A 25,959-nucleotide genomic window follows, 5' to 3' on the forward strand; every position below is an offset into this window, starting at 1 on the left:
AGTTTTAATCAAATTTTATGGAAAAATCTTAAAGTCACGGATAAAAAAAGGGCATAAAAAAGGCCACAATATGTGTGACCTTTTTTAATTAAATTTTATACTTCAAATACTTTGCTTATTGAACAAAACGCGATAAATCTTCTTCAGGGCGAGCAGTTAGCACTTCTACACCATTTTTTGTTACAAGTAGCGTGTGTTCGTACTGTGCAGACAAGCTATGATCTTTAGTCACGACAGTCCATTTATCGCCAAGAAGTTTGGTTTTCCAGTCGCCACCATTCACCATTGGTTCAATTGTGAATGTCATACCTTCTTCTAAGATCATGCCTGTATTTGGTTGACCATAGTGTAAAACTTGTGGTTCGTCATGGAAAACGGTACCAATACCATGACCACAATATTCACGTACAACACCAAAACGTTCTGATTCAACATATTGTTGAATAGCATAGCCGATATCACCCATGGTTGCGCCTGGTTTTACCACCGCCATACCACGGTACATGGCTTCTTGGGCAACTTTGCATAAACGGTTCGCTAAAATAGATGTTTCACCACCCACGATATACATCATGTTGGTATCACCGTGGTAACCATCTTTAATCACAGTGACATCGATGTTTAAAATGTCACCTTTTTTTAACTTTTTGCTTTCAGATGGAATACCGTGACACACCACATGGTTCACTGAAGTACAGATTACGTGCTGAAATGCTGGACGACCTGGCGCAGCGCCATAACCTAGACATGCAGGAATAGCTTCTTGTTTATTGACAATATAGTCATGACAAATCGTATCAAGTTCGAGGGTAGTCACACCTGGAACAATATGCGGTTTGATCATATCCAAAACTTCTGCCGCCAGTCGACCCGCGACGCGCATTTTTTCAATTTCGTCAGGCGTTTTAATTAATCGACGTGGAGCTTCGTAAGTACTGTTCATGATCTCTAAAAACTTTTGGAAATTTGTATGTGACTATGGTATAAATAGCCGCCCATTTTATCAAATGCTTTTTCGTGAATATCTTTCACGAGCTTTGTGCGATGGGGCAATAAAATCCGCACATATATCGACACATTTCTCTGGGTGCCTTTTTAGGTGGAGAATGCGGGTATATGGAGGCCTAACCCAAACTTTAAGGTAAAGAAAATGGCAGATTACAACGTAAGCATGCGCGACCTTCTTCAAGCAGGCGCACACTTCGGTCACCAAACACGTTTTTGGAATCCAAAAATGCGCGAATACATCTTCGGCGCGCGCAACAAAATTCACATCATCAACCTTGAGCACACTGTTCCTGCGTTAAATGATGCTTTGAACTTTGCTAACAACTTGGCTAGCAAAAAGAACAAAGTTTTGTTCGTTGGTACAAAACGTGCAGCTTCTGCAATCATTCGTGAACAAGCTCAACGTGCAGGTCAACCATATGTTGATCACCGCTGGTTGGGTGGTATGTTGACTAACTGGAAAACTCTTCGCCAGTCAATCAACCGTCTAAAAGACCTTCAAACTCAATCTACTGACGGTACTTTCGCTAAACTTACTAAACGTGAAGCTTTAGAACGTACTCGTGAGATGGAAAAACTTGAACGCGCTCTTGGCGGCGTTAAAAACATGGGTGGTTTACCTGACGCATTATTCGTAATCGATGTTGATCACGAAGCAATTGCAATTAAAGAAGCTAAAAACCTTGGTATTCCTGTTATCGGTATCGTTGATACAAACTCTAACCCAGACAACGTAGACTACGTTATCCCTGGTAACGACGATGCGATCCGTGCAGTTACTCTTTACGCTTCTGCTATGGCTGATGCGATTCTTGCTGGTAAAGAATATGCTCAATCACAAGCAAATGCACAAGCTAAAGGCGAAGAAGCTCCTGCTTCTGAGGCTTAATGCGTTTGACGTAAGCTTGTCATTTTTGCGACACGTGATGGTGGCAAAGTAAGCGTCATGTATGCAGACGGCCCAAGAGACAGCTCTGGGCCGTTTCTGTTCTAAAAAAGAATTCATTTTCTACCGTATTTAGGAGATTAACATGACTGCAGTTACAGCAAGCATGGTTAAAGAATTGCGCGATCGTACTGGTCTTGCAATGATGGAATGTAAAAAAGCATTAACAGAAGCGGGCGGTGACATCGAATTAGCGATCGACAACCTTCGTAAATCTGGTCAAGCTAAAGCTGCTAAAAAAGCGGGTAACATTGCTGCTGACGGCGCGATCACTATCGCTCAAGAAGGCAACAAAGCAATCCTTTTAGAAGTGAACTGTCAAACTGACTTCGTTGCTAAAGACGAAAACTTTGCTGGTTTCTCTGCTAAAGTTGCTGCTGCTGCGCTTGCTGCTGGTGTAACTGATGTTGCTCAAATTGCTGAATTGAAACTTGAAGATGGTACTACTGTTGAAGAAGCTCGTATCGCGCTTGTTCAAAAAATCGGTGAAAACATCCAAGTACGTCGTGCTCAAATCGTTGAAGGCGACAACCTTGCAGTTTACAAACATGGTTTAAAAATCGGTGTTGTAGTTGCATACGCTGGTGATGCTGAAACTGGTAAAGGTTTGGCTATGCACATCGCTGCATTCAACCCAGTTGCTGTAAACGAAGCTGGCGTTTCTGCTGAACTTATCGCTAAAGAAAAAGAAATTGCTGAAGCGAAAGCAATTGAATCTGGTAAACCAGCAAACATCGTTGAAAAAATGGTAACTGGTTCAGTTCAGAAATACTTGAACGAAGTTGTTCTTGAGAACCAAATGTACGTTATCGACAACGATAAGAAAGTTGCAGAAGTTCTTAAAGCAACTGGTACTACTGTTGCTAACTTCGTACGTTTCGAAGTTGGTGAAGGTATTGAGAAAAAAGCTGAACTTTCTTTCGCTGAAGAAGTTGCTGCTGCTCAAGCTGCTGCAAAATAATCACTGATTATTTGTAGAAAAAAAGCCCTCGTTTTAGAGGGCTTTTTTTATGGCTGTAGCTTTACTGATTTCAAAGCTATTTAAACTTTATATTGTGTGCATTCTTGTGCATAGATTCTATTTTTATCCATATTAATGACTATAATGAGTTGAAAATTTCGATTTAAACTATCTTATGGCAAACAAAACAAATTTAACCATCGGCGGAATTATTGTTGCGCTTACAGCCACTTATTTCGGAATCGATTTACAACAACAAAAATCTGCACCAGTTCAGACGACAGCGGAACAAAACGCACAGCCACAAATAGAATCAGTACAACCTGTAGATGCTCAACAAAAAGGGCAGAGTGCTGAAGATGTTATTGCGCATGCATTTAAAAATAAACTCAGTAATGTTCAGGTTGAGGGTACAGGTCGAGTGAAAGCGGTACTTCGAGATGATAATGAAGGTAGTCGCCATCAAAAGTTCATTTTGACCTTAAATAATGGTCAAACGCTTTTGGTCGCGCATAATATCGATCTTGCTCCACGAATTGATGATTTGCAAAAAGGCGATACAGTTCAATTTTACGGTGAATACGAATATTCAGATAAGGGTGGTGTGATGCATTGGACACATCACGATCCGAATGGACGTCATCAGGATGGTTGGTTAAAGCATCAAGGTAAAACCTATCAATAAAAATCACGTAGTCATTTTTAACTTTAGTCATTTAAATGATCATGATTCAGATGAAGCTATCAACATAAAATTGGATTAATCATATTGAGTAAAAGCCAGTGTTTAAACACTGGCTTTTTGGTCGTATAAATAGAAAAAATGATTGGAAATACCAGAGATAAATACACCTATAAACAATAGGGTTTTAAGCATCGAATATGAAGAAAACCGATGTGGAATAAGTGAAAAAGAGATCTATGAAATTAATCGTGCTCTAAATGCTCTTTATTTGCGATTTATAGCGTGTTTTCCAATTGCTAAGTACTTTGCCTGCAAATGTATCTAAGCACCAAATAGGGCCAATGAGGAGGAATTGGAGATCTTTGAAAAAAGAGGGCTTTTTACCTTCAATTTTATGGCCATAAAATTGACCAATCCATGCGAATATAAAGAGCGCGATATAAAAGCCATATCCAACTGGTAACACCCAAATTAGCCATGCCATGATTAACGTTAACGCGGCCATTGCAACAGCAAGCACAATGTCTAAACGTGCGTAAAAGATAAATGCTAAAGCAAGTAAGACAGCAGTAAGTAGCGCGCTAAAATGCGCCAATATGCCAACGATTGAAAAATAAATCGTGGGTACGCAAATCCAGTGAATCATTTTATTGGTTTTATTTTGATGACTTTCGCTGTATTCATCAAACCATTCGTTGATTGTTTTCATGATAGTCCTTAATCATGGGGAAGGACTCCAATATAAACAAGAATGGAGGAAGGGTCAAAATCAGGATTACTGATGATTTGAAAGGCTAAGAGGCTACAAATAAAAAAACCACGCTAGGCGTGGTCTGTTAAATGCAGTCACTTCATTGGAGAATTAAGAATTTGGACCGTCTACGCGCTCAATGCTCACATTTGCAGTACCCGCACTGGTAATGCCCAATTGCTTAGCAGCACCATAAGATAAATCAAGAACACGGTTACCATGGAATGGACCACGGTCATTTACTTTCACCACGACGCTTTTACCATTATTGCGATTCGTAACACGAATAAAGCAATTAAGTGGCAGGCTACGATGTGCTGCTGTAAGTGCGTTCATGTCAAACGTTTCACCGCTTGCTGTTTTACGACCGTGGAATTGACGACCGTACCAAGAAGCAGTACCTGTTTGAGTGAACTTACGAACAGTATTCGATGCAACAGTATTTAACTTTTCAATCACTGAAGGCTCATCTTCAGGAATTTCGATTTTAGCAGCGATTGTTTGACGACGAATTTTATCGCCAGAACGCTCAGTGATTGAAAGGCTACTTAAATTCGTAAAGTTTGAATTGAAGCTTTGAGCTTCTTTATTCAATACACGAGCTGCAAGACGAGAGTTGTCATTATCATGATTGAATGATGATGACTGAACCATCTCAGCTTGTGACTGACTTAGCGCAACTGCCGTGGCAACCGCTAAGGCATATTTAATAATTGATGACTGCATTGTTTATCTCCCAATGGCATATTTACTGGTTCAACTAAGTCGCTGATATCCAGGTAAACACGTCTGATATTTCACTTTTGCAACTATATTTAACGAGATGGATAATATTCATGCCATTAATAGGCTGTCTAGTGTTTAATTAAAATACTTTGAAAATGTCTAAAAAATTAACAATATTTGGTTAATAAATAATCAATAATGTAACAAGGTGTGTAAAATGTCGAATAAATGCTCATTTTGGTGAAAATATTTGTTGACTTTTTTGCTTTATAAGAAAAAACCAGTCTTATCGACTGGTAACTTCAGTGCCTAAAAGCCATAGTGCAGTCGCATACATACGGCTTTTGTTATAGGTTGTAATGACCTGAAAATTTGGATAAGTGATGTAATAAATTGGTCCATAACTATCTTGCAATTGGATGACATTGACTAAATCGAGATCATCGATTTTTACCAATGGATTCATAGGGGTTACACCTTGAGCCTTGAGTACACCATAGGGTGTTGGCTGGTTTAAATCCTTTGCAATAATAGCATCTGGGTTGTTTCCGCTATAGCGAGCAGCAAAAGCAATCGGTTGATTACGCTGCCAACCATAATTTGCTAGATAATTTGCAATTGAACCAATGGCATCGACAGCCGAATTACGCAGGTCAACATGACCATTGCCATCGTAGTCCACACCAAATTTTGGAATGTTACTTGGCATAAATTGAGGATAACCCACAGCACCTGCATATGAACCGACGACAGAGTTGGTTGGAACACCATCTTTATATGACCAAGCAATCAGTGCAGCAAGTTCATCTTGGAAATATTGCGCACGGCGTTCATAGCCAAAACCAAGGGTCGCCAAAGCATCACGGGTAATAAAATTACCTTTATTGCTGCCGTAGCCTGTTTCAACACCCAAAATGCCTAAAATCACGGATTGAGGCACACCAAATTGTTGTTCTGCACGATTTAAAGTGTCGGCATATTGATTTTTGAAGCGAACGCCGCGTTGAATTGTACTTTCAGCTAAAAAATTGGTTTTATATTGATACCAAGGCTTTGATTCGCCGGGTCGATTCATAATGCTAATAATATTGGGTAGGTTTTTACTACCTTGCATTGCCCAATCAATTTGATTTTCACTCAGACCATAGGTTTGCATTGCATTTTGTTTAAAGCTTGCATATGCCGGATGAGATTGGAAGTCGTTGGCCTGACAAAAACTGGTCAGTGAAAGTGAACCGGCCATAATGGCAATATGTGATAGTTTTTTATAAAAATTTCGATTTAGCATAAATAAAAAATTTCCAGTTGCTTTAGCGATGAGTATGAACAAAATTTCGAGGGGGTAAAGGTCCTGAAAATTGTGATGACCTTCTGGTTTCTTAGCTAATTAAAGGTAAAGGTTACCAATAGCAACTAAGATACCACTGACAGTGCATGCTTTCATAAATAGATATACAAAAAAAGACAAAGCAAAGGGTTTTTTCGCAGTTAACATATTGAAAAGTGACATATTCATTTACATAACTTGCAAATATTCACAAATCATTTGAAATAAAGATGACTCTAAAACTCATGCGTCATAAAAACGCAGAACGAGTAAACTTTATCGCGTTGCGAAATACTGTTTAGAAGCTACAAAAGTTGCAATGTTATATCTAAAAATAAAGGGACAGGATTAAAAAGGTACCGGTCTAAAACACCCATATGCAAGCAGTGGTTTATTCATTACATAGTTTTTGTTCGCCAGCGCTTCAATGCTGTTGAAAACGTCGCTATATATAGTAGAAATATAGACTGAATGATAAAAAAGAAAGAGATTGAATATTAAAATGGACGCATTGAAATTTAAGCCAAAATGACGGCTCACATTAAAATATGATCTATATTCAGGTTCTTCCTGTTCTTTGTAGATTTTTAAAAATTGTGGATATCAATGTACTGTCTTTCTTTTAATAAAAATCTGTTTAATTCTAGAACTGTGTTTGCATGACTATATAGTCATTGTATCGGGATTCGATTTTATGCGTTTAGCCATAAAAAAACCTAGCTGAAGCTAGGTTTTGACGAAAAGCGAGATTTATTTGTTAAACATCGCATCATGTGCTTCTGCAAGGGCACCTAGCTCTTCTTTGGTTAGATTTGGGAAAATCTTATCAATTGCAATATGAATAGCTTTAATCACGGCAGAAGAACCGATATCGGCTGCTTTACGTTTAATCATGCCTAAATCGAGTGTTTTATTAAAATCATTCATAAAATGACACACTGCAGCTTCAGCAAACTGTTTATACAGTTCACCAAAAGCAGCTTTATTGATATCTACACCCGATTTAATTTCGGCATAACTATTTTTAAGGTTAGTGACTAGTCCTGCATCTAAACTTAGACCTACACGATAAGTGCCAGTCGCGTCTTGAAATAAACTTCGTTCTGAAAATTCAATGGATTGTTTCACCACATCATTCGGAGATTTACCTAGTAGTTGCTTTAACAATACGGCGACTGTTGATTTGACATAGCCAGCCAGTTTTTCTGCTGTGTCGCGCTTATCGCTTGCAGGAAACAGATGAACAGGAGCTAATATAGTTGCACCAATGATTTCTTCATTAATCAGCAAAGCTGTTTTATCACGTAAAGGATAAAGGGGTTCACTCGAATTTTTTTTCGCGTGACCATTTTGGATACTGCTTAGAAGTTCCTCAGAAGGAATAAAACCAAAAAATGGCATCACTAACCTCAATTTTTTTATTGTCGCGCCAATCGAATGGGGCGAGGCATCCATGTTAAATCCGATACACGACAAGGGTTGATATCCAATCCACCACGGCGTGTATAGGCAGCATATACCATCAGCTGACTTGGTTTTAAATGTTGCCAAATATCGGCAAACATTTGCTCCACACATTGTTCGTGGAAACCATTATGCTGACGGTAAGAAATAATATAAGCCAGAATACTACGATAACAAGGCTTAGTACCTTTATACCGTATAAATACCGTTCCCCAATCAGGTTGACCCGTGACTGGACAGTTACTTCTTAATAAATGTGAATAAAGTTGAATTTCAACTTCTTCTTGCGCTGCATCTTCATCTAAAGAGAGTAAAGCTGCATTAGGATGATTTTCTAACTGGGTGGGTTCTAAGTCATCAATACAGATGCCTTGCGGTTTTGAAATTTCAACTTCATCAACATGAAATAGATCAATAGTCACAGCCGCATTGGCTGCAGCAGATAAGTCTTTTTCAACGGTTGCTTTAAACGCTGCCTGAGAATCAAATTTGGTAAAGTTCATACTATTAAAGTAGAGCTTTAAAGATTTGGATTCGATGAGGTTGTCTGAACTTGCAGGCAAAGTTAAACGGCCAATAGCGACTTGAGGCACACCAGAAGCATTTAACCAAGAAATTTCAAAAACATGCCACCAGTCTGTACCTTGGCGGATGCCTTCCACATGGGCATATTGTTCACGTGCAGTGGCACGTGCAATCGGAAACAGAATATCGGGTTGATATTCTGTTGGGTAGTTGGTGTCTTTACCTAAAAGGGATTGTTCTACACTCATTATTCACGCATTCCTGAACCACGAGAAAGTAAATGATACGCCACGCCATAAAGTACAACGCAACATGCAGTAATTACTGTCAGTGAAATGCCGACATTCACATCGCTATGGCCCAAAATACCGTAGCGGAATGCATTGACCATATACACGACAGGGTTGATTAAAGAGAGATTTTGCCAAAAAGGACTCAATGATGAGATGGCATAGAAAACACCGCCTAAATAAGTCAGCGGAGTCAGGACGAAAGTCGGGATAATCGAAATGTCGTCAAAAGATTTTGCATAAACAGCATTAATAAATCCGCCAAGAGAAAACAGCAGCGAAGTAATGAGAACTGTATATATAGTTACGAAGATATTGGTCAGGTGTAATTCAGTAAAAAATAGGCTCATCACAGTGACAATAAAGCCGACTAAAACACCACGGCAAACACCACCGATCACATAACCCCAAAGCACCAAGTGTAACGGCACTGGACTCATGATTAATTCTTCGATGCTTTTTTGAAATTTTGCACTAAAGAAACTTGATGACACATTGGCATAGCTGTTGGTGATGACCGCCATCATAATTAAGCCGGGCACGATGAACTGCATATAGCTAAAACCGCCCATTTGCCCAATGCGTGAACCGACTAAATTACCGAAAATCACAAAGTACAAACTCATGGTGATCGCAGGTGGGAGAAGAGTTTGCGGCCAAATACGCATGAAACGGCGAATTTCTTTATACACTAAGGTGTAGAGGGCGATACACAGTTGGTTAAAATTCATTGTGCTGCACCTTCAAGATTTTTTTCGACCATACGGACAAACAGTTCTTCTAGTCGGTTAGATTTATTACGCATACTACGAACCTGAATACCTTGAGATTCCATGAGTTGGAATAAATCATTCAAGGTATGGGCTTTATCCATAGTGACCTCTAAAGTGACGGGGTCAACTAAGTTGAAACGAACACCAATAATTTCAATATGGATCGGTTCAATGGGTTCGGCTAAATCGAAAATAAAGGTTTCTTCATTTAACTGACTGAGAAAACCTTTCATGCTGGTGTCTTCTTTAATCACACCACGGTCAATAATTGCGATTCGACGGCACAACATTTCTGCTTCTTCTAAATAGTGTGTCGTTAAAATAATAGACGTACCTTTTTCGTTCATTTCTGTGAGGAAATCCCACATCGAACGGCGTAGTTCAATATCAACACCAGCAGTCGGCTCATCTAAAATCAGCAGTTTAGGTTCATGCATCATGGCACGAGCGATCATTAAACGGCGTTTCATACCGCCCGATAGCATGCGTGCTTGGGTGCTACGTTTTTCCCAAAGACCAAGCTTTTCTAAATATTCCTCTGCACGTTTCTCTGCTATCTTTTTAGAAATACCGTAATAACCAGCTTGAGTCACCAAAATATCAAATGTTTTTTCAAATTGACCAAAGTTAAATTCTTGAGGGACAACGCCCAAACACTGCTTTGCATGCGAGGGATGGGTATCTAAATTGTGCCCAAAAATTTCGACAGTACCTGAAGTTTTACGGGTTAGTGAACTGATAATACTAATCGTGGTAGATTTTCCTGCACCATTGGGACCTAAAAGTGCATAAAATTCACCTTCGGGTACTGTTAAATCAATACCTTTAAGCGCCTGAAACCCATTTTTATAGGTTTTTGACAGCTGCTTTAACGTTAGTGCATCAGTCATAAATAATTCACTCTATAAATAGTGTGAGTATTGTGCGATATCGGGGCAAATAAACCAAGTAAATCGTATGGAATTCTGCATTTTAAAAATAGAACGTTGTATAAAGCTTAAGCAGAAAAATACCTAACATCTATATAGTTGCTTTACCTTACAGTTTTTTTTGTTATGATGTGCGCAATCCAAAATAAGCGCTCATAGCTCAACTGGATAGAGTACAGGTCTCCGAAGCCTGTGGCGTGGGTTCGAGTCCCGCTGAGCGCACCATTTTTTAGTTTTTATTCTCCAACTAAATTTTGCAAATCAACTGCTTTTTTTATATTTCTATTCACTTCTATCAATCTCTAAGACTATTATTGCTTTCGCCATCATTGATGTATCTGTTTCCAAAAATATTAAATTTAAAATGTTTCGCTGGTTATTTATTCCAAGTTATACAAAACATTTAAATTGAAAGCTTATTAAGAGTGGCAATATCAAGTTCACTGTATTTATATCTGCATCTAAATCAAAAGAATCAATTGAAAACACGATTATAAAAGTCATGCACCAAAATAGTGGAGCTTGGAAACTTAATAGAACACTTATCGTTTTATATTGCCTAAATAAAATAGGGAAATGATTGGTATTTTTATAATAAGATATTGAAAAATAATAAAAAATTAATTTTGGCATGATGTGTGCAATACAGTATTCAAACTTGGATACAAGAATGAGCACATCAATGAACCCAATAAAAACTTTAGGTTGGACTTTAGCAGAATGGAAAGCGGGCTACGCGAATAACACAATTCAATTGGAAGACTTATATGCCTTGGTTGAGCAATTTGACCATGCAGATCCAGCATGGATTTCAATTGCCTCTATAGAACAATTAACTGCACAGATTGACGCTTTAAAACAAATCGAAAATGCTGGGGCCTTACCTTTATTTGGTGTGCCTATTGCAGTGAAAGACAATATTGATGTGGTGGGCTTTGCGTCAACGGCTGCGTTTAAATTATTTACGGACATAAAAACTGAAGATGCCTATGTGGTGCAACGCTTAAAACAAGCGGGTGCGATTATTGTAGGCAAAACCAATTTAGATCAATTCGCTACTGGTTTAGTGGGTACACGTTCGCCATTTGGTGCAGTGCCGAATACTTTTAATTCTGACTTTGTAAGCGGTGGTTCAAGTTCAGGTTCAGGCAGTGTGGTGGCGCGCGGTTTAGTCCCGATTGCGCTCGGTACAGATACAGCAGGCTCAGGGCGTATACCCGCAGCATTTAATAATATTGTTGGTTTAAAGCCAACCAAAGGTCGCTTTTCAAATACAGGCTTATTGCCTGCCTGTAAGAGCCTCGATTGCATTTCAATTTTTGCCTTAATCGTCGCTGATGCAACTGTAGTGGCAGAAGTTATGGAAGGTTTTGATGTAACCGACAGTTATTCACGTGTGAATCCTGCTACAGCGCCTGCAAAGTTCAGCGCACAATTAAATTTAGCCATTCCAAAACAATTAGATTTTTTTGGCGATGCTCAATCTGTTGTTGCATTTCAGCAAGCATTAATTGAATTAAAAAACTTAGGTGCAGAACTGACTGAAATTGATTTCAGTGCTTTTAGTCAATTGGCGAGCCAACTTTACCAAGGGTCATGGGTTGCAGAGCGTACTGCTGCAGTTGCAGACTTATTAGAAACATCGGTACACGACTTTGATCCAACAGTTTTAGAAATTATTCAAAAAGGCCAGCAGTACACTGCGGTTGATGCTTATAACGCCGAATATTTAAAGCAAGAATTGGCTCGAGACATTCAGCAAACCTTAGCGCAATTTGATGCCTTAGTGGTGCCAAGCTCGCCAACCATACACACGCTTGCAGAAATGGCTGAATCGCCAATTGAAAATAATAGCCACTTTGGCACCTATACCAACTTTACCAATTTAGCAGACCTTAGTGCCATCGCTGTACCTGCAGGCTTTCGTGCCGACGGGCTGCCTTTTGGAATCACATTCATTGCACCGGCTTGGCACGATACGGCTTTAGCAGATTTTGCCGAAAAATGGCAAAAGCATTTGAAATTACCACTCGGTGCAGTAGCGAAAACATTGCCTGAAGCAAATTCAGTCATGTCTGCACCATCCGCACAACATTTTCGAGTTGCAGTCGTAGGCGCACATCTCACAGGCATGCCACTCAATTTCCAACTGACAACACGCCAAGCCGTGCATGTTGAAACCACAACGACTTCTGCCGATTACGCCCTCTATGCACTGCCGGGCACAGTACCGCCAAAACCAGGTTTAGCGCGTCAGGAAGCGGGTCAAAAAATTATTGTCGAGCTTTGGGATATTCCAAAAGCACGCTTTGGTGAATTTGTTGCTGAAATTCCAACACCACTGGGTATGGGCAATATCGAGCTTGCCGATGGACGTTGGGTGAAAGGCTTTATTTGTGAACCTTATGGCCTAAACGGTGCAAAAAATATCAGTGAATTTGGCGGCTGGCGCGCCTATATCCAATCACTGCAAGCAACAACAGCAAAATCAAATTAAAAAATTCGGGGAAATAATCATGTTTAAAACAGTTTTAATTGCAAACCGTGGTGAAATTGCTGTTCGTGCGATTCGTACATTAAAGAAACTCGGTGTTCAGTCGGTTGCCGTATATTCAGAGACAGACCGTTATGCACAACATGTCTTAGATGCAGATGTGGCGGTTTCACTTGAGGGCATCAAACCTGCAGAGACTTATTTAAGTATTGAAAAATTGATTCAAGCAGCCAAACAAACTGGCGCTGAAGCAATATTTCCAGGTTATGGTTTTTTGTCTGAGAGTGCTGATTTTGCCCGTGCATGTGAGGAAAATGGTATCGCCTTTATGGGGCCAACGGCTGAACAAATTTTAGAGTTTGGTTTGAAGCATCGTGCACGTGAATTGGCTGCGGCAGCCAATGTGCCCATGACACCGGGCACAGGTTTATTGGCAAGTTTAGATGAAGCACTCGCATCTGCGGCAGAGATTGGCTATCCCGTCATGCTGAAAAGTACCGCAGGCGGTGGCGGGATTGGTTTAACCCGCTGTGATGATGAGCAATCATTAAAAGATGCGTATGAAAGTGTAAAGCGTCTAGGCGAGCAGTTCTTTAAAGATGCAGGCGTGTTTCTCGAACGTTTTGTCGATAAAGCCCGTCATGTAGAAGTACAAATTTTTGGTGATGGTTTAGGTCAAGTCGTTGCCTTTGGTGAGCGTGATTGTTCATTGCAGCGCCGTAACCAAAAAGTGGTGGAGGAAACACCGGCACCACATTTACCTGAAGCGACCCGTCAAAAATTGCACCGTGCTGCTGTAGAGCTCGGTCAATTGGTGAAATACCGCAGTGCAGGTACAGTTGAGTTTATCTATGATGCTGCCCGTGATGAAGTGTATTTCCTTGAAGTGAATACCCGTTTGCAGGTTGAACATCCAGTCACTGAAATGGTGACTGGCTTAGATTTGATTGAATGCATGCTCAAAGTGGCGGCAGGTGATGCTTTAGATTGGGAAAAACTCAGCAATATTCAGCCCAATGGCGCTGCCATTGAAGTGCGAATCTATGCGGAAGATCCAGTGAAAAACTTCCAGCCAAGTCCGGGTGTACTCACGGATGTATATTTCCCTGAAGACGTTCGTGTAGATACCTGGGTATCTACAGGCACTGAAATTTCACAATATTTTGACCCGATGATTGCCAAAATTATTGTGCATGCGGCAGACCGAGACAGTGCGATTGCTAAGCTAAAAACAGCCTTGGCTGAAACCCGCCTGAATGGCATCAGTACCAACTTAGACTATGCACATACCGTAGTATCAGATGCACGCTTTGAAAATATGCAAATCTGGACACGTCTACTGGATGATTTTAAATACGTGCCAAATGTAATTGAAGTGCTGCAACCGGGCACGCAAAGTTCGATTCAAGACTATCCGGGGCGTGTAGGCTATTGGGATATCGGCGTACCGCCATCAGGCCCGATGGATGATTATGCATTTCAGTTGGCCAATCAAATTGTCGGTAATCCAAAATCGGCAGCAGGTTTTGAGTTTACCTTACAAGGACCAAGCCTGAAATTTCATGCCGATAGCATTGTAGCCATTGCAGGTGCGCCATGTAGCGCGACTCTAGATGGTGTGAATGTCGATTTTTGGCAGCCGATCAGCATCAAAGCAGGGCAAACATTAGTACTTGGACAAGTTGAGTCGGGTTGCCGTACTTATCTTGCAATCCGCAATGGGTTAAATGTACCTGAATATCTAGGCAGCCGTTCAACCTTTGCATTGGGTAATTTTGGCGGTCATGCAGGGCGAGTACTGCGTGCAGGTGACATGATTAAAATGGTTAATCCAAGCCTGCCTTTGGATGGACTGGAAATTGCTACAGCGGCACCACAAGCTTTGGCAGCAGAGCGTATTCCAAGCTATGGCAAAGAATGGAAAATTGGCGTGCTGTATGGTCCGCATGGTGCACCAGATTTCTTTAAACCTGAATATATTGAAGAATTTTTTGCTTCAACATGGAATGTACACTTTAACTCAAACCGTTTAGGCATTCGCTTAACAGGCCCAACCCCAAGCTGGGCACGTGAAAATGGTGGTGAAGCAGGTTTGCATCCATCCAATGTGCATGACTGTGAATATGCTATTGGGGCGATTAACTTCACCGGTGATTTCCCTGTGATTTTGGCTAAAGATGGCCCAAGCCTCGGTGGCTTTGTTTGCCCAGTGACGATTGCCAAAGCTGAACTTTGGAAAATTGGTCAACTTAAGGCAGATGACAGTATTAGTTTCTATCCGATGAGTGTTGAACAAGCCAATGCATTGGAAGTTCAGCAAATTGCCGATATCCAAAACTTTGCTCAAGCACCTGAAAAGTCAGCGTTGGTCAATTTTGAATGCAAGCCTGAAGGGATATTGGCTGTGCGTGAAGCGGATGCACATGCGCCAAAAGCGGTCTATCGTCAGGCAGGTGACAGTTATATCTTGTTGGAATATGGCGAAAATGTCCTCGATCTTGCATTGCGCTTACGTGTTTATAGACTGATGCAGCTCATTCGTGAAGCGAATATTGATGGAATCTTAGAGCTTTCACCAGGTGTACGTTCACTGCAAATTAAATATGATGGATTGCGTTTCAGCCAAGCGAATTTAATCCAGTTCTTATTAGGACTCGAAAATGAGATGGGAGATTTGAGCCAAATCAAGATTCCATCCCGTATTATTCACTTGCCGATGGCATTTGAGGACTCGGCCACTTTAGGTGCTGTGGAACGTTATCAAGAAAGTGTCTGTGCCAAAGCGCCTTGGTTGCCAAATAACGTCGATTTCATTCAGCGCATTAATGGCTTAGACAGTCGTGAGCAAGTCAAAGACATTCTTTTTGATGCAAATTACTTAATTTTAGGTTTGGGCGATGTGTATTTAACTGCACCTTGTGCAGTGCCAATTGATCCGCGTCATCGTTTGCTCAGCTCGAAATATAACCCTGCACGTACTTTTACTGCAGAAGGCACAGTGGGTATTGGCGGTATGTACATGTGTATCTATGGCATGGACTCACCGGGCGGTTATCAGTTGATTGGCCGTACACTGCCTATTTGGAATAAGTTTAAAAAGAACAAACAGTTTGGCGATCAGCAATGGTTCTTACGCTTCTTTGATCAAATTAAATATTATGAAGTAACTGAAGCTGAACTGGATCAATTCCGTGCCGACTTTGCCAATGGTGTGGCGGAAATCAAAATTGAAGAAACTGAATTTGATTTTGCAGCCTATCAAGCCTTTTTGGAAACAGAGAAGGACAGTATTGCCGAATTTAAAGCACAGCAGCAGCAGGCATTTACAACTGAAGTTGAACGCTGGAAAGATGAGTTTGATGCACCTGCGGAAATGGAAATCCTGCAAGATGATACCGACTATAGCCAGTATGCAGCTTTAAATGCATCGATGACCGGCAACATTTGGAAAATTTTTGTCGAAGCTGGACAGTCTGTGAAGAAAGGTGAGACTGTAGCCATTATTGAAGCGATGAAAATGGAGCTTCCAGTCTATGCCGATGATGATGGTATCGTGAAAGCTATTATTTGCCGTGCAGGACAAACGGTACATAGCGGTGAACCGCTAGTTTATATGGAATAAACATGAGCTCAGCTATTGTTGGGAAAAGCTCAGACAACTTGTCTGAGCTGGTTTTCCAAAAAATAAAAAACGATATCTTTGATTTTCAGCTCAAACCTGGTGCACGTTTTACCGAATCTGAAATTGCAGAATTGTATGAAGTCAGCCGTACACCCGTACGGCAGGCTTTATACCGTTTACAGCAAGATGGTTATGTAAGGGTGCATTTTCGCAGCGGTTGGGAAGTGAAGCCACTCAATTTTAAAGCCTACGAAGAACTGTACGATTTACGGATTTTGCTGGAATGCTATGCCATTGAGCAGCTCTGTAAAATGGAATCAGAGCAGCTCAAACAGGCTTTACAGGACTTAGTAAATGTGTGGTGTATTCCGCCTGAGCAGTTTTTGCATGATTTAAAAACTTTATCGATGCAAGATGAAGCATTTCACTGCCAATTGCTTGAAGCAATCGGTAATAGTGAAATGGCAAAGGTGCATCGAGACGTCAGTGAAAAAATCCGTATTATTCGCCGTTTAGATTTTTCTAAAGATTATCGAATTGAAGCCACTTATGCAGAGCATCAACAGATTTTACAATTGATCCTTGGGCATAATGTGACAGCGGCATTAGAGAAAATGCGCAGCCATATTCAGCAAAGTAAAGAAGAGGTGAAAAAAATTACTTTGGAAATGTTGGCGCGAATGGCATAGAACTATTTGCAAAAGATCTAGCTCACAATAATTCACCGTAGATATGTATTTTACGAGTCAATCTGTGTCGTTAGGGGCGTACTTAGAGCTATAAATAGATGTATTCATTGGTTAATATGATGGAGAAAAATAAAAAAGACCACGAAGGGGAGATTCTTTATTTCAACTTTAGAAAACGCGATTTCATTGGCGACTGAACGCCATTTCGAACAAGTCGATAAAGCGGGTCAAGCTTATATTCAGCATCCACTTCGTGTGATGCAAAATGTGCAACATCCCGATGCTAAAATCGTCGCTGTATTACATGACATTTTAGAAGATACTGCGACAACGACGGATGAGCTTCGTGCTATGGGTTTTCAAGCCCATATTATCGACGCGATACTAGCACTGACTAAAACAGCCGGTGAGAACCGATTTCAAGCTGCGCAGCGTACTGCTAAAAATGCAATTGCGTGTGAAGTAAAACTCAGTGATTTACACGACAATATGGATTTGTCTCGCTTAACTTTGGTCACAGCAAAAGATCGACGTCGTTATCAACAATATTTAAAAGTTAAAAGTAGATTAGAGCGTGCTCGGAGCGTCCATTTACATTTGATCGATTTAAATCTAACAACAGATTATCCGAGATTTCAATTTCAAAGTTCAAAGCAAAATTTTCAATATCTGCTTAATGCGATGTTTGATCTAGAGCATTCATTAGGTGGCGTTCAGATTGGAAGTCCACATGAGTGGTGGATTTTATTTGAAGATGTCAGTGCATATTTTGCATATTGCCAAAGAAAGGGTGCCGTTCCCAAGCAGGCAACATTCTTAGATTTAATTTTAACCACAGATCGGGACTATTTCGGGGGCATTTTTCAAGCTGAACAAGATCGGCAATTATTTGCTTCTATGTTTGGCGTCTTTATGCAAAATCATTTTTATCGCGTGGAAACTTAAGACAGAAACTGTAGACTGTATCGGCAATACAACAATATAAAGTCACCATTGATTGATGAATTTTATCTAAATGTTGAGCTACTGAGCGTCATTTAAAAACATCTCAAAATGCTTGATTTCGAGATGTTTAAAGTGATTCCATCTATTTAGACGTAAATAAATTTTGAAATTTTATCGGCACATTCTATGACGGTATTGGCAACTTCTCCACGGAATTGAGCTTCTGTATAGGTGCTCAAAGGGCAACTGACCGACAAAATAGCGCTCATTTTCCCACTTGCCTGACTATATATAGGCGCAGCACAAGCGGCCATATCTGTATTGAAATGTCCCCAGCTCACCATAAATGGCTGATTGCGTACTTCACGCAGTCGTTCTAATAAAGCCTCAATATTACGCGGTGTACGTTCCGAAAATATTTTCCAATCTTGAATATTTTCATAACGCTTGATGACTTCAGCTTCCGAAAGTTGCGACAAAATCAATTGACCAATCACCGTTGCATGTGCAGGCCAGCGTGTGCCGATATGCACGGTACTGGTAAATGGACCATTGGACTGAACATTGCTGACGAAAACAATATCTGTGCCTTCTAAGACCGATAAATGCACCGCAATTTTAATTCGGTCACGCAGTTCGCGCATGATCGGCGCAGCCAAATCAGTCAGTGATGATTTAGATAAGCTGTTAAAGCCCAGTTCCATCACATTGCTGTTGAGCGCATAGGTTTTTTGCGACATTTTTCGCAGGTAGCCGCAGTGCTCCAAGGTGTGAATTAAACGAAAAGCACTGGAACGGTTTACATCAATTTTTTCCGCGATTTCAGAAATGGTCATTTCCTGATGATGTTGATCGAATAATTTTAAAATGGCCAAGCCACGAATTAAGCCTGGGACTAAATAGCGCTCGTCATTGGAAGATTCAGTTTCTTTCTCTAAAGAGGCATCGTTATTAATTGAATTCATTTGCCAAGCTCATCTTTGATCAAGTTTATATAAAAATAAATAACCTATTGGGGCTATTTTAGCGGCCTAAAAATCAGATCGCAATGTTTATATATAAAACATTTATTTGTAAATAAAACATTGCAAAATGTGTTTTTTAACTATCTTGATGAAATATATAAGTTTATAAAAATTGACAATTAAATTGCTCACGCATTATCCTATTCTCAATGTTTCAAATATTAAATATTGTTTTGCATATAAAACATGGAAGATGAGCATATGAACTGGATATCTGTTTGCAAAGTGAATGAAGTCGCTGATGAAGAGCCAAAAGCGGTTGAAGTCGAAGACAAAAAGATCGGTGTCTTTCTTATCGAAGAAAATTATTTCGCGGTTGAAAATGTCTGCCCACATGCATTTGCGTTACTGACAGAAGGCTTCATTGAAGGACTGACAGTTGAGTGCCCGCTGCATGAAGCGATTTTCAACTTGGAAACAGGGGCTTTGGAAAGTGGCCCTGGTTGCAGAGATTTATGTACTTACCCAGTACGCGTTGAAAACGGTGAAGTTCAAATTCAACTCTAAGGCTGAAGGAAGAAAAGGAAATATTCACATGAAAGCATTTAACGAAAAGCTAGCTAAATGGATTAACGCAACGCCTTCGAATGACGCAGGCATTAACAATATTCAAATTCCGGGTCAGGTTGAACATTTGGTTTGGCAAAACCGCAGCCGCGCGCCGAGCCAATATGAATTGGATTTTGTGCAGCATTTAATTCAAGCCTTCAATAACGATGTGACAGAACTGGATGCATTAACCGATGCACTGAATCAGCAAGGGTTTAGAACAGTAGCAGGAGAGGTTTGGACCACTGAGAGCTTCTCGAAAGAAATGCAGCGTCTAGGCTATTAAGAAAAGGATTTCATCATGACTGCAGAAATTAATTTAGAACAATATTTGGATCTTGGCCTGCGTGATCAATGGTATCCAGTCTTGGCAAGTTGGGAAGTGGGCTCAAATCCAGTTGGGATTACCCGTTTAGGCGAAAATATTGTGGTCTGGCGCGATGAGCAAGGCGCTGTACATGCACTAGAAGATCGCTGTCCGCATCGCGGCGCACGTTTATCGCTAGGTTGGAATCTGGGTAACCGCGTCGCTTGCTGGTATCACGGTGTAGAAGTGCGTCATGACGGCGTGGTGGAAGATGTGCCAGCAGTCCATGATTGCCCGCTCAAAGGCAGCGACTGCGTAAAATCATATCAAGTCAAAGAAATGAATGATGCAATCTTTATTTGGTTTGGTCTTGATGCTGCAGAAGCGCCTGCGGAACTTAATTTGCCCGATCAGCTATCAAGTGATGAGTGGAGCTCATTCTTATGTATGGCGGATTGGAAAGTGAATCATCAATATGCCATTGATAACGTGATGGACCCGATGCACGGCACATACCTTCATTGCACATCGCACTCGATGGCGGAAGGTGAACGTACAGCAGAAATGAAGCACCGCGCAACCCAAGATGGTTTTGTCTTTGAAAAAGAAGGCCAAACTGGTGTGAACTTTGACTGGGTTGAATATGGTCAAACGGGTGCAGCATGGTTGCGTTTATCAATTCCTTACCGTAAGTCTTTTGGTCCGGGTGGTGAGTTTTGGATTGTCGGTTTTGCAACTCCAATTGATGCCGACAACACGCGCGTATTTTTCTGGCGCTGCCGTAAAGTCTCTGGCTGGCAGCGTAATGTATGGCGCTTCTTGTACCGTAACCATCTTGAGCAATTGCACTGGGATGTACTGGAACAAGACCGCATTATCTTAGAAAACATGGCGCCCAATGCACGTCAACACGAATTCCTTTATCAGCACGATGTAGGCTTATCTCGCTTACGCCGCCTGATGAAAAAAGAGGCGGAAAAGCAAATCAAAAAAATCTTAGCGCTGCGTGAAGTGAAAGATGAAAATCGCATTGAAATGAAGGAAGCGTCAAATGGCTAATGTGCAGATTTTAGCCGGCAAGCGCATCTTGGTCACCGGAGCTGCGCGCGGCCTAGGACTTGATTTCGCCCAAGCGGCTGCTGAAGCAGGCGCTGCGGTGGTGATGGCTGATATCTTGGCAGATCAAGTGCATGATGAAGCGCAAAGCTTGGCGAAAAATGGCTTAAAAGTCTCATCTGTCATGATTGATTTGAGCGATAAAAATTCGATTCAAAATGCCGTACAAATTGCCGTAGGTGTTTTAGGTGGATTGGATGGCTTGATCAACTGTGCTGCTTTGGCGACCGGGGTGGGCGGTGTAGATATGATGAGCTATGACGAAGCGCTTTGGGACCGTGTGATGACTGTCAATGTTAAAGGCACTTGGTTGGTTTCTCAAGCTTGCGTACCACATTTAAAAGCGTCAGGGCAGGGCAAAATTATCAATATTGCTTCCGATACAGCGCTGTGGGGCGCACCAAAACTGATGGCTTATGTTGCAAGTAAAGGCGCCATTATTTCGATGACCCGTTCAATGGCAAGTGAGTTAGGCGCAGATAATATCTGTGTGAATACCATCAGCCCAGGTTTAACACTGGTCGAAGCCACAGAATATGTCCCGCAATCACGCCATGATTTGTATGTGAATGGAAGAGCAATACAGCGTCAACAACTTCCGCAGGATGTGAACGGCACAGCGATTTATCTGCTTTCAGATTTATCATCTTTTGTGACCGGACAGAATATTCCTGTGAATGGCGGTTTCGTATTTAATTAAGGAGCAAGACATGATTACAGGAATTGAAGTCCTTAAATTTGGTGTCGAAAACCGCCAAGAGGCAAAGACATTTTTAGCTGATTTTGGCTTAAAGTCGGTGGCAACAGATATTGATGGTACAGATTTATATCAAACGCAAAATGGCAGCAAACTGTATCTTTTTGATACCTCTGATGCACGTTTACCGCCAGCCATTGAAGCCGGTTCAACACTACGTGAAGTAACATGGGGTGTTGAAAATGATCAAGATTTTGACAGTTTAAAAGCAAATTTAGCCAATGAGCCGGGTTTTGCAAGTTCAGCATCGCATGTGCAGTGCCGCGATCCTAACGGCATGACCATTGTGTTTGAAAAAAGCATAACGCATGCATTGCCAGAAGCAAAAACAGAAGGCATTAACCAATTTGGCAATATACAGCGTGTGAATGCAGCTAGTCCTGTGTATGAAAAAGCAGAACCGGTAGCCATTGGTCATGTGGTGTTTTTCACACCAGATTTGGAAACGACACAAGCATTTTATATTGAGAAAGTTGGCTTCCATTTATCCGATGCTTACCGTAAGCGCGGTGCATTCTTACGCTGCCGCGGCGAAGGTTTCCATCATGATTTGTTCTTATTGTCCGTGCCGAATAAACCAGCGGGCTTGAACCATGTCGCATTTGTGGTCCGTGATATTCATGAAGTCATTGGCGGCGGTTTAAGTATGAATCGTCAAGACTGGTCAACCTTTATTGGTCCGGGGCGTCACCCAATATCATCGGCTTACTTTTGGTATGTGAACTCACCATTGGGCGGTGCTTTTGAGTACTATACCAATGATGATTACCTAACTGAAGCATGGCAGCCGCGTGTAGAAGAGCACAGCTTGGAATTATTTACCGAATGGGCAATTGAAGGTGGTTTGGACCATGAAACCCGCCGTCAAGTAAAGCCTGCCTAAGGTAAATGGTGATAAGGAGATCAGCATGAACAGAATAGTGATTGTCGGTGCAGGCCAAGCTGCAGGATGGGCAGTACATACTTTACGTGGTCAAGGCTTTGACGGTGAAATTCACGTAGTTTCAAATGAAGAGCAGGTGTTCTATGAACGTCCACCATTGTCAAAGCAAGTGCTGTCACAAGAAGCAGAAGTAGAAAGCTTGAATCTGTTTTCTCAGGAGCAGGTGAATGATTTTTCAGTGACTTGGCACAAGCCAGATCATGCGGTCAAACTAGATAAAGCGGATAAAACCGTGCATTTGGAAAGCGGCAAAGTTTTGCCTTATGACAAATTGCTGATTGCGACAGGAAGCCGAGCGCGTATTCCTGTTTCAGCTTGGTCGAGCATGCAGAATGTATACACCATGCGTGATATTCAAGACTGCCAAAAGCTGACAGAAAAATTTAAAGCTGCAGAACATATTGCCGTGATTGGCGGTGGCTGGATTGGTCTAGAAATTGCTGCGACTGCGCGTAAGCAGGGCAAGCAGGTCGAAATTTTTGAATACGGTTCACGCCTTTGCGCACGCAGTGTCAGCCCAGAAGTCTCTGATTTTCTCAAGCACTTGCATGAAAGCAATGGTACAGCGATTCATTTAAATGCGACCAAATTGCATCTGATCGAAACAGCAGATCATCATGTTGAAGTGTTTGATGCAGACATTAAATTAAAACAGTTTGATTGTGTGGTGGTCGGTGCAGGTGCAGAAATTGCAAAAGAACTGGCTGCACTCGCCGAGCTCGATGTGAAAGACGGCATTGTGGTCAATGAATATGGACAAACCTCAGATGTAGACATCTATGCTGCAGGTGATGTTGCGATTCATCCATCACTCGGTTACTGCATTCAGTCTTGGGCGAATGCGCAAAATCAGGCTATTTCTGCAGCAAAATCAATGTTGGGTGAGATGACAGCCTATCAGGATATTCCGTGGTTATGGTCAGATCAGTATCAATGCAACATTCAGATTTTAGGGACTTATCAGCCTGAAAAAACTCATCAGGTGGTGATTCGTAAAACTACAGAAACGCAAATTAGTTTTTTCTATTTAGATGCAAATCAACAGCTGCTGAATATGATCGCAGTGAATGATTCAAAATTAATCAAACTGGCAAAACGATGGATGGCCAGCCAGCGCGAATTGGATCCAGCTCAATTGCAAGATCCAGACTTTAATTTAATGAAATTGAAATAAGCGTTTAAAAAATATTAGCCCATGAATGAAAGGATTTACCCATGGATAATGATGCAAAAACAGGATTAAAGCATTGGACCCCTGCGATCATTTTAATGATCTGCGTGGTACTGGCTTTCTTTGACAAAATCAGTATTGCAGTCTTGTTTTCAGATGCAACCTTCCAAAATGCGATGGGCATTGCACAGGACAAGGCAAAACTAGGCTGGCTGATGACGAGCTTTTTGCTGGCTTACGGTTTTTCGTCAATGTTCCTGAGCTTTTTAGGCGATATTTTCTGTCCTAAAAAAATGCTGTTTTGGAGTGTGACCTCTTGGGGCCTATTGATGTTTTTGATGGGTTTCACCACAGATTATTCTACGATGATGACGCTGCGCGTTCTGCTCGGTTTAGCAGAAGGCCCATTGTTTGCTTTGGCTTATACCATTGTGAAGCAAACCTATACCGACCGTCAGCAAGCGCGTGCTTCGACAATGTTCCTCCTCGGAACTCCCATTGGCGCATTCCTAGGCTTTCCGATTACTGCATTTGTTTTGGCGCACTATGACTGGCACACCACGTTCTTTGTTATGGGGGCATTGACCTTCATTGTATTGATACTGATTGTGTATGGCCTACGTAACCTACAGTTGAAACGCACAGTGGATTTGGAAGGTGTTGGTAAACGCGTAAATTTCCGTACCCATGTGGCGCATACCAAGACTTTGCTAAGCAACGGTTCATTCTGGTTACTGTGCATCTTTAACATTGCATTGATGACTTACCTCTGGGGTTTAAACAGCTGGGTGCCTTCGTACTTAATTCAAGACAAAGGCTTTAACTTAAAAGAATTCGGTGCCTACTCAAGTCTTCCATTCATTGCGATGTTAGTGGGTGAAGTCGCTGGTGCATTCCTTTCGGACAAAATGGGCAAACGTGCGATTCAAGTGAGCGGTGGCTTACTGATTGCAGGGATATTCATGTATGCCATGGTGATTGCAACTGATCCTGTGATGGTGATTCTAGCGATGTCTCTAAGTGCTATGGCATGGGGCTTCGGTGTAGCAGCAGTATTTGCACTGTTAGCACGTATTACTACAGCAGATGTAGGCGCAACAGCAGGCGGTATTTTCAATGGTCTTGGTAACTTTGCCAGTGCAGCGGCACCAGTATTAATTGGAGCGATCGTAATGCAAACCGGTAGTTTCAATATTGGCATTACCTTCTTGGCAGCAGTCGCCGTGATCGGTTCCTTCTTCCTCGCGCCATTGCTGAAACGTTATTAAGGCTTGAGCCAAAGTTAAAGCCAAGAAATTAGCCTTTACTTTTATTTAACCGATATACATGACCGTCATGACGCTTAAAGCAACTGGTGCTGACGGTAAGAACAATTTAGATCAGATCCAGCTCCACTTTTATGAAATCGCAGTGAGCTGAAATAAGGAGAGAATCATGTCTGTACAGCAATTTGAATCTTGGAAACAGCCTGAAGGTCAAACATTAGAAGAATGGATTGGCGGACGCATCGCTCGCTTTGAAACGCGTCAATACGATTATGATGCACTCAAATTTCAAGCAGATTACGACCCGAAATACCGTCGTGCGCAAATGCGTTATATGGGGACAGGTGCAACAGGTGTAGCAAATGATGGAAATACGGTGCCTGCAGAAAACTTTACCTTTTCAACTATGGTCTTGCCACCGCAGTGCGAAGGTCCGTTGCATATTCATCACGATGTAGAAGAAGTATTCTTTATGCTGCGTGGTGAAATTGATCTTTTTATCGAACATGAAGGCGAGAAGTTTTCAACCCGCTTAAAAGAACGTGACTTGATTTCAATTCCACCGGGGATTTACCGCGGCTTATTTAACCCAGGAAGTGAAGATGCCCTAATGTGCGTAATGCTAGGTACTGGCAAGCCGACGATTCCGAACTATCCGCCTGAACACCCTCTGTCTCAAATCAAGCGTTAA

23 protein-coding genes, 1 tRNA gene and 1 pseudogene are annotated in these 25,959 nt (G+C 41.4%); 16 read left to right on the forward strand and 9 right to left on the reverse strand.

What is annotated here, in order from left to right; genetic code table 11:
- Positions 1-115 precede the first annotated feature (115 nt).
- Positions 116-943, reverse strand: a complete 828-nt coding sequence (map, locus tag FTV27_RS01340) for a type I methionyl aminopeptidase (protein ID WP_180076832.1) — start codon at positions 941-943, stop codon at positions 116-118.
- A 207-nt stretch (positions 944-1,150) separates the two neighbouring features.
- On the opposite strand from map, the gene rpsB reads away from it, so the two are divergent.
- The 3 genes from rpsB (at position 1,151) to FTV27_RS01355 (ending at position 3,600) form a co-directional block, all read left to right on the forward strand.
- Positions 1,151-1,897 (forward strand): 30S ribosomal protein S2, encoded by a 747-nt coding sequence (gene rpsB / locus FTV27_RS01345; RefSeq protein ID WP_078190314.1) that lies wholly within the window; start codon positions 1,151-1,153, stop codon positions 1,895-1,897.
- 142 nt (positions 1,898-2,039) lie between these two features.
- Positions 2,040-2,915 carry a translation elongation factor Ts gene (tsf, locus tag FTV27_RS01350; protein WP_180076833.1) on the forward strand — a complete coding sequence of 292 codons (876 nt, stop codon included), beginning with the start codon at positions 2,040-2,042 and terminating at the stop codon, positions 2,913-2,915.
- 175 nt (positions 2,916-3,090) lie between these two features.
- Positions 3,091-3,600 (forward strand): DUF3465 domain-containing protein, encoded by a 510-nt coding sequence (locus tag FTV27_RS01355; protein ID WP_180076834.1) that lies wholly within the window; start codon positions 3,091-3,093, stop codon positions 3,598-3,600.
- Between the two features lie 253 nt (positions 3,601-3,853).
- Here FTV27_RS01355 and FTV27_RS01360 read toward each other — a convergent pair whose 3' ends face one another.
- The 7 genes from FTV27_RS01360 to FTV27_RS01390 form a co-directional block, all read right to left on the reverse strand.
- Entirely contained in the window at positions 3,854-4,309 is a 456-nt protein-coding gene (locus tag FTV27_RS01360) for a DUF962 domain-containing protein (protein WP_180076835.1), read from the reverse strand.
- A gap of 153 nt (positions 4,310-4,462) precedes the next feature.
- Positions 4,463-5,077, reverse strand: coding sequence for a septal ring lytic transglycosylase RlpA family protein (locus tag FTV27_RS01365; RefSeq protein WP_078190310.1), 615 nt, complete (start codon positions 5,075-5,077; stop codon positions 4,463-4,465).
- 286 nt (positions 5,078-5,363) lie between these two features.
- Positions 5,364-6,365: a lytic murein transglycosylase B gene (gene mltB / locus FTV27_RS01370; protein WP_078190309.1), complete on the reverse strand. Its 1,002-nt coding sequence runs from the start codon at positions 6,363-6,365 to the stop codon at positions 5,364-5,366.
- Between the two features lie 789 nt (positions 6,366-7,154).
- Positions 7,155-7,805 (reverse strand): hypothetical protein, encoded by a 651-nt coding sequence (locus FTV27_RS01375; RefSeq protein ID WP_180076836.1) that lies wholly within the window; start codon positions 7,803-7,805, stop codon positions 7,155-7,157.
- 17 nt (positions 7,806-7,822) lie between these two features.
- Positions 7,823-8,641 carry an NADPH-dependent 7-cyano-7-deazaguanine reductase QueF gene (queF, locus tag FTV27_RS01380; RefSeq protein WP_111883994.1) on the reverse strand — a complete coding sequence of 273 codons (819 nt, stop codon included), beginning with the start codon at positions 8,639-8,641 and terminating at the stop codon, positions 7,823-7,825.
- On the reverse strand, positions 8,641-9,414 hold the full coding sequence (locus tag FTV27_RS01385; RefSeq protein ID WP_180076837.1) for an ABC transporter permease: 774 nt from the start codon (positions 9,412-9,414) through the stop codon (positions 8,641-8,643). Before FTV27_RS01385 ends, queF begins: the two co-directional genes overlap by 1 nt.
- The gene (locus tag FTV27_RS01390) at positions 9,411-10,346 is read right to left on the reverse strand and encodes an ABC transporter ATP-binding protein (protein WP_111883996.1); all 936 of its coding nucleotides are present in this window, start codon (positions 10,344-10,346) and stop codon (positions 9,411-9,413) included. The genes FTV27_RS01385 and FTV27_RS01390 overlap by 4 nt, the downstream gene beginning before the upstream one ends.
- A 188-nt stretch (positions 10,347-10,534) precedes the next feature.
- On the opposite strand from FTV27_RS01390, the gene FTV27_RS01395 reads away from it, so the two are divergent.
- From FTV27_RS01395 to FTV27_RS17135, 5 genes and pseudogenes are all read left to right on the forward strand, one after another.
- Positions 10,535-10,610: transfer RNA gene (locus FTV27_RS01395), tRNA-Arg, on the forward strand.
- A gap of 457 nt (positions 10,611-11,067) precedes the next feature.
- Entirely contained in the window at positions 11,068-12,882 is a 1,815-nt protein-coding gene (gene atzF, locus FTV27_RS01400) for an allophanate hydrolase (RefSeq protein ID WP_180077047.1), read from the forward strand.
- Between the two features lie 19 nt (positions 12,883-12,901).
- Positions 12,902-16,501 (forward strand): urea carboxylase, encoded by a 3,600-nt coding sequence (gene uca, locus FTV27_RS01405; RefSeq protein ID WP_180076838.1) that lies wholly within the window; start codon positions 12,902-12,904, stop codon positions 16,499-16,501.
- A gap of 2 nt (positions 16,502-16,503) precedes the next feature.
- On the forward strand, positions 16,504-17,190 hold the full coding sequence (locus tag FTV27_RS01410) for a GntR family transcriptional regulator (RefSeq protein WP_180076839.1): 687 nt from the start codon (positions 16,504-16,506) through the stop codon (positions 17,188-17,190).
- Between the two features lie 159 nt (positions 17,191-17,349).
- Positions 17,350-17,760: pseudogene (locus FTV27_RS17135) on the forward strand (guanosine-3',5'-bis(diphosphate) 3'-pyrophosphohydrolase); the annotation flags it as partial.
- Positions 17,761-18,281: 521 nt separating this feature from the next.
- Here FTV27_RS17135 and FTV27_RS01420 read toward each other — a convergent pair.
- Positions 18,282-19,100: an IclR family transcriptional regulator gene (locus FTV27_RS01420; protein WP_180076840.1), complete on the reverse strand. Its 819-nt coding sequence runs from the start codon at positions 19,098-19,100 to the stop codon at positions 18,282-18,284.
- Between the two features lie 261 nt (positions 19,101-19,361).
- Between FTV27_RS01420 and FTV27_RS01425 the strand changes: the two genes are divergently transcribed.
- From FTV27_RS01425 to FTV27_RS01460, 8 genes are all read left to right on the forward strand, one after another.
- A complete protein-coding gene (locus FTV27_RS01425; protein WP_078190446.1) occupies positions 19,362-19,667 on the forward strand; it encodes a non-heme iron oxygenase ferredoxin subunit in 306 nt (101 codons plus the stop codon).
- A gap of 28 nt (positions 19,668-19,695) precedes the next feature.
- Positions 19,696-19,995 carry a recombinase-like helix-turn-helix domain-containing protein gene (locus FTV27_RS01430; RefSeq protein WP_180076841.1) on the forward strand — a complete coding sequence of 100 codons (300 nt, stop codon included), beginning with the start codon at positions 19,696-19,698 and terminating at the stop codon, positions 19,993-19,995.
- A gap of 15 nt (positions 19,996-20,010) precedes the next feature.
- Complete coding sequence (locus tag FTV27_RS01435) at positions 20,011-21,075, forward strand: aromatic ring-hydroxylating dioxygenase subunit alpha (RefSeq protein WP_180076842.1); 1,065 nt, start codon at positions 20,011-20,013, stop codon at positions 21,073-21,075.
- Entirely contained in the window at positions 21,068-21,832 is a 765-nt protein-coding gene (locus tag FTV27_RS01440; protein WP_180076843.1) for an SDR family oxidoreductase, read from the forward strand. The genes FTV27_RS01435 and FTV27_RS01440 overlap by 8 nt, the downstream gene beginning before the upstream one ends.
- Positions 21,833-21,842: 10 nt before the next feature.
- Complete coding sequence (locus FTV27_RS01445) at positions 21,843-22,772, forward strand: VOC family protein (RefSeq protein ID WP_180076844.1); 930 nt, start codon at positions 21,843-21,845, stop codon at positions 22,770-22,772.
- A 25-nt stretch (positions 22,773-22,797) separates the two neighbouring features.
- On the forward strand, positions 22,798-24,006 hold the full coding sequence (locus FTV27_RS01450; RefSeq protein ID WP_180076845.1) for an NAD(P)/FAD-dependent oxidoreductase: 1,209 nt from the start codon (positions 22,798-22,800) through the stop codon (positions 24,004-24,006).
- Between the two features lie 41 nt (positions 24,007-24,047).
- On the forward strand, positions 24,048-25,271 hold the full coding sequence (locus FTV27_RS01455; protein WP_180076846.1) for an MFS transporter: 1,224 nt from the start codon (positions 24,048-24,050) through the stop codon (positions 25,269-25,271).
- 166 nt (positions 25,272-25,437) lie between these two features.
- On the forward strand, positions 25,438-25,959 hold the full coding sequence (locus FTV27_RS01460; RefSeq protein ID WP_180076847.1) for a cupin domain-containing protein: 522 nt from the start codon (positions 25,438-25,440) through the stop codon (positions 25,957-25,959).

Source organism: Acinetobacter sp. YH12251 (genome assembly GCF_013417465.1).
GTDB classification, from domain to species: Bacteria; Pseudomonadota; Gammaproteobacteria; order Pseudomonadales; family Moraxellaceae; genus Acinetobacter; species Acinetobacter amyesii.

Bases quoted from the DNA above. Each gene is read 5' to 3' on its own strand.
- map (WP_180076832.1), bottom strand. From the start codon at position 943: ATGAACAGTACTTACGAAGCTCCACGTCGATTAATTAAAACGCCTGAC.
- rpsB (WP_078190314.1), top strand. From the start codon at position 1,151: ATGGCAGATTACAACGTAAGCATGCGCGACCTTCTTCAAGCAGGCGCA.
- tsf (WP_180076833.1), top strand. From the start codon at position 2,040: ATGACTGCAGTTACAGCAAGCATGGTTAAAGAATTGCGCGATCGTACT.
- FTV27_RS01355 (WP_180076834.1), top strand. From the start codon at position 3,091: ATGGCAAACAAAACAAATTTAACCATCGGCGGAATTATTGTTGCGCTT.
- FTV27_RS01360 (WP_180076835.1), bottom strand. From the start codon at position 4,309: ATGAAAACAATCAACGAATGGTTTGATGAATACAGCGAAAGTCATCAA.
- FTV27_RS01365 (WP_078190310.1), bottom strand. From the start codon at position 5,077: ATGCAGTCATCAATTATTAAATATGCCTTAGCGGTTGCCACGGCAGTT.
- mltB (WP_078190309.1), bottom strand. From the start codon at position 6,365: ATGCTAAATCGAAATTTTTATAAAAAACTATCACATATTGCCATTATG.
- FTV27_RS01375 (WP_180076836.1), bottom strand. From the start codon at position 7,805: ATGCCATTTTTTGGTTTTATTCCTTCTGAGGAACTTCTAAGCAGTATC.
- queF (WP_111883994.1), bottom strand. From the start codon at position 8,641: ATGAGTGTAGAACAATCCCTTTTAGGTAAAGACACCAACTACCCAACA.
- FTV27_RS01385 (WP_180076837.1), bottom strand. From the start codon at position 9,414: ATGAATTTTAACCAACTGTGTATCGCCCTCTACACCTTAGTGTATAAA.
- FTV27_RS01390 (WP_111883996.1), bottom strand. From the start codon at position 10,346: ATGACTGATGCACTAACGTTAAAGCAGCTGTCAAAAACCTATAAAAAT.
- atzF (WP_180077047.1), top strand. From the start codon at position 11,068: ATGAACCCAATAAAAACTTTAGGTTGGACTTTAGCAGAATGGAAAGCG.
- uca (WP_180076838.1), top strand. From the start codon at position 12,902: ATGTTTAAAACAGTTTTAATTGCAAACCGTGGTGAAATTGCTGTTCGT.
- FTV27_RS01410 (WP_180076839.1), top strand. From the start codon at position 16,504: ATGAGCTCAGCTATTGTTGGGAAAAGCTCAGACAACTTGTCTGAGCTG.
- FTV27_RS01420 (WP_180076840.1), bottom strand. From the start codon at position 19,100: ATGAATTCAATTAATAACGATGCCTCTTTAGAGAAAGAAACTGAATCT.
- FTV27_RS01425 (WP_078190446.1), top strand. From the start codon at position 19,362: ATGAACTGGATATCTGTTTGCAAAGTGAATGAAGTCGCTGATGAAGAG.
- FTV27_RS01430 (WP_180076841.1), top strand. From the start codon at position 19,696: ATGAAAGCATTTAACGAAAAGCTAGCTAAATGGATTAACGCAACGCCT.
- FTV27_RS01435 (WP_180076842.1), top strand. From the start codon at position 20,011: ATGACTGCAGAAATTAATTTAGAACAATATTTGGATCTTGGCCTGCGT.
- FTV27_RS01440 (WP_180076843.1), top strand. From the start codon at position 21,068: ATGGCTAATGTGCAGATTTTAGCCGGCAAGCGCATCTTGGTCACCGGA.
- FTV27_RS01445 (WP_180076844.1), top strand. From the start codon at position 21,843: ATGATTACAGGAATTGAAGTCCTTAAATTTGGTGTCGAAAACCGCCAA.
- FTV27_RS01450 (WP_180076845.1), top strand. From the start codon at position 22,798: ATGAACAGAATAGTGATTGTCGGTGCAGGCCAAGCTGCAGGATGGGCA.
- FTV27_RS01455 (WP_180076846.1), top strand. From the start codon at position 24,048: ATGGATAATGATGCAAAAACAGGATTAAAGCATTGGACCCCTGCGATC.
- FTV27_RS01460 (WP_180076847.1), top strand. From the start codon at position 25,438: ATGTCTGTACAGCAATTTGAATCTTGGAAACAGCCTGAAGGTCAAACA.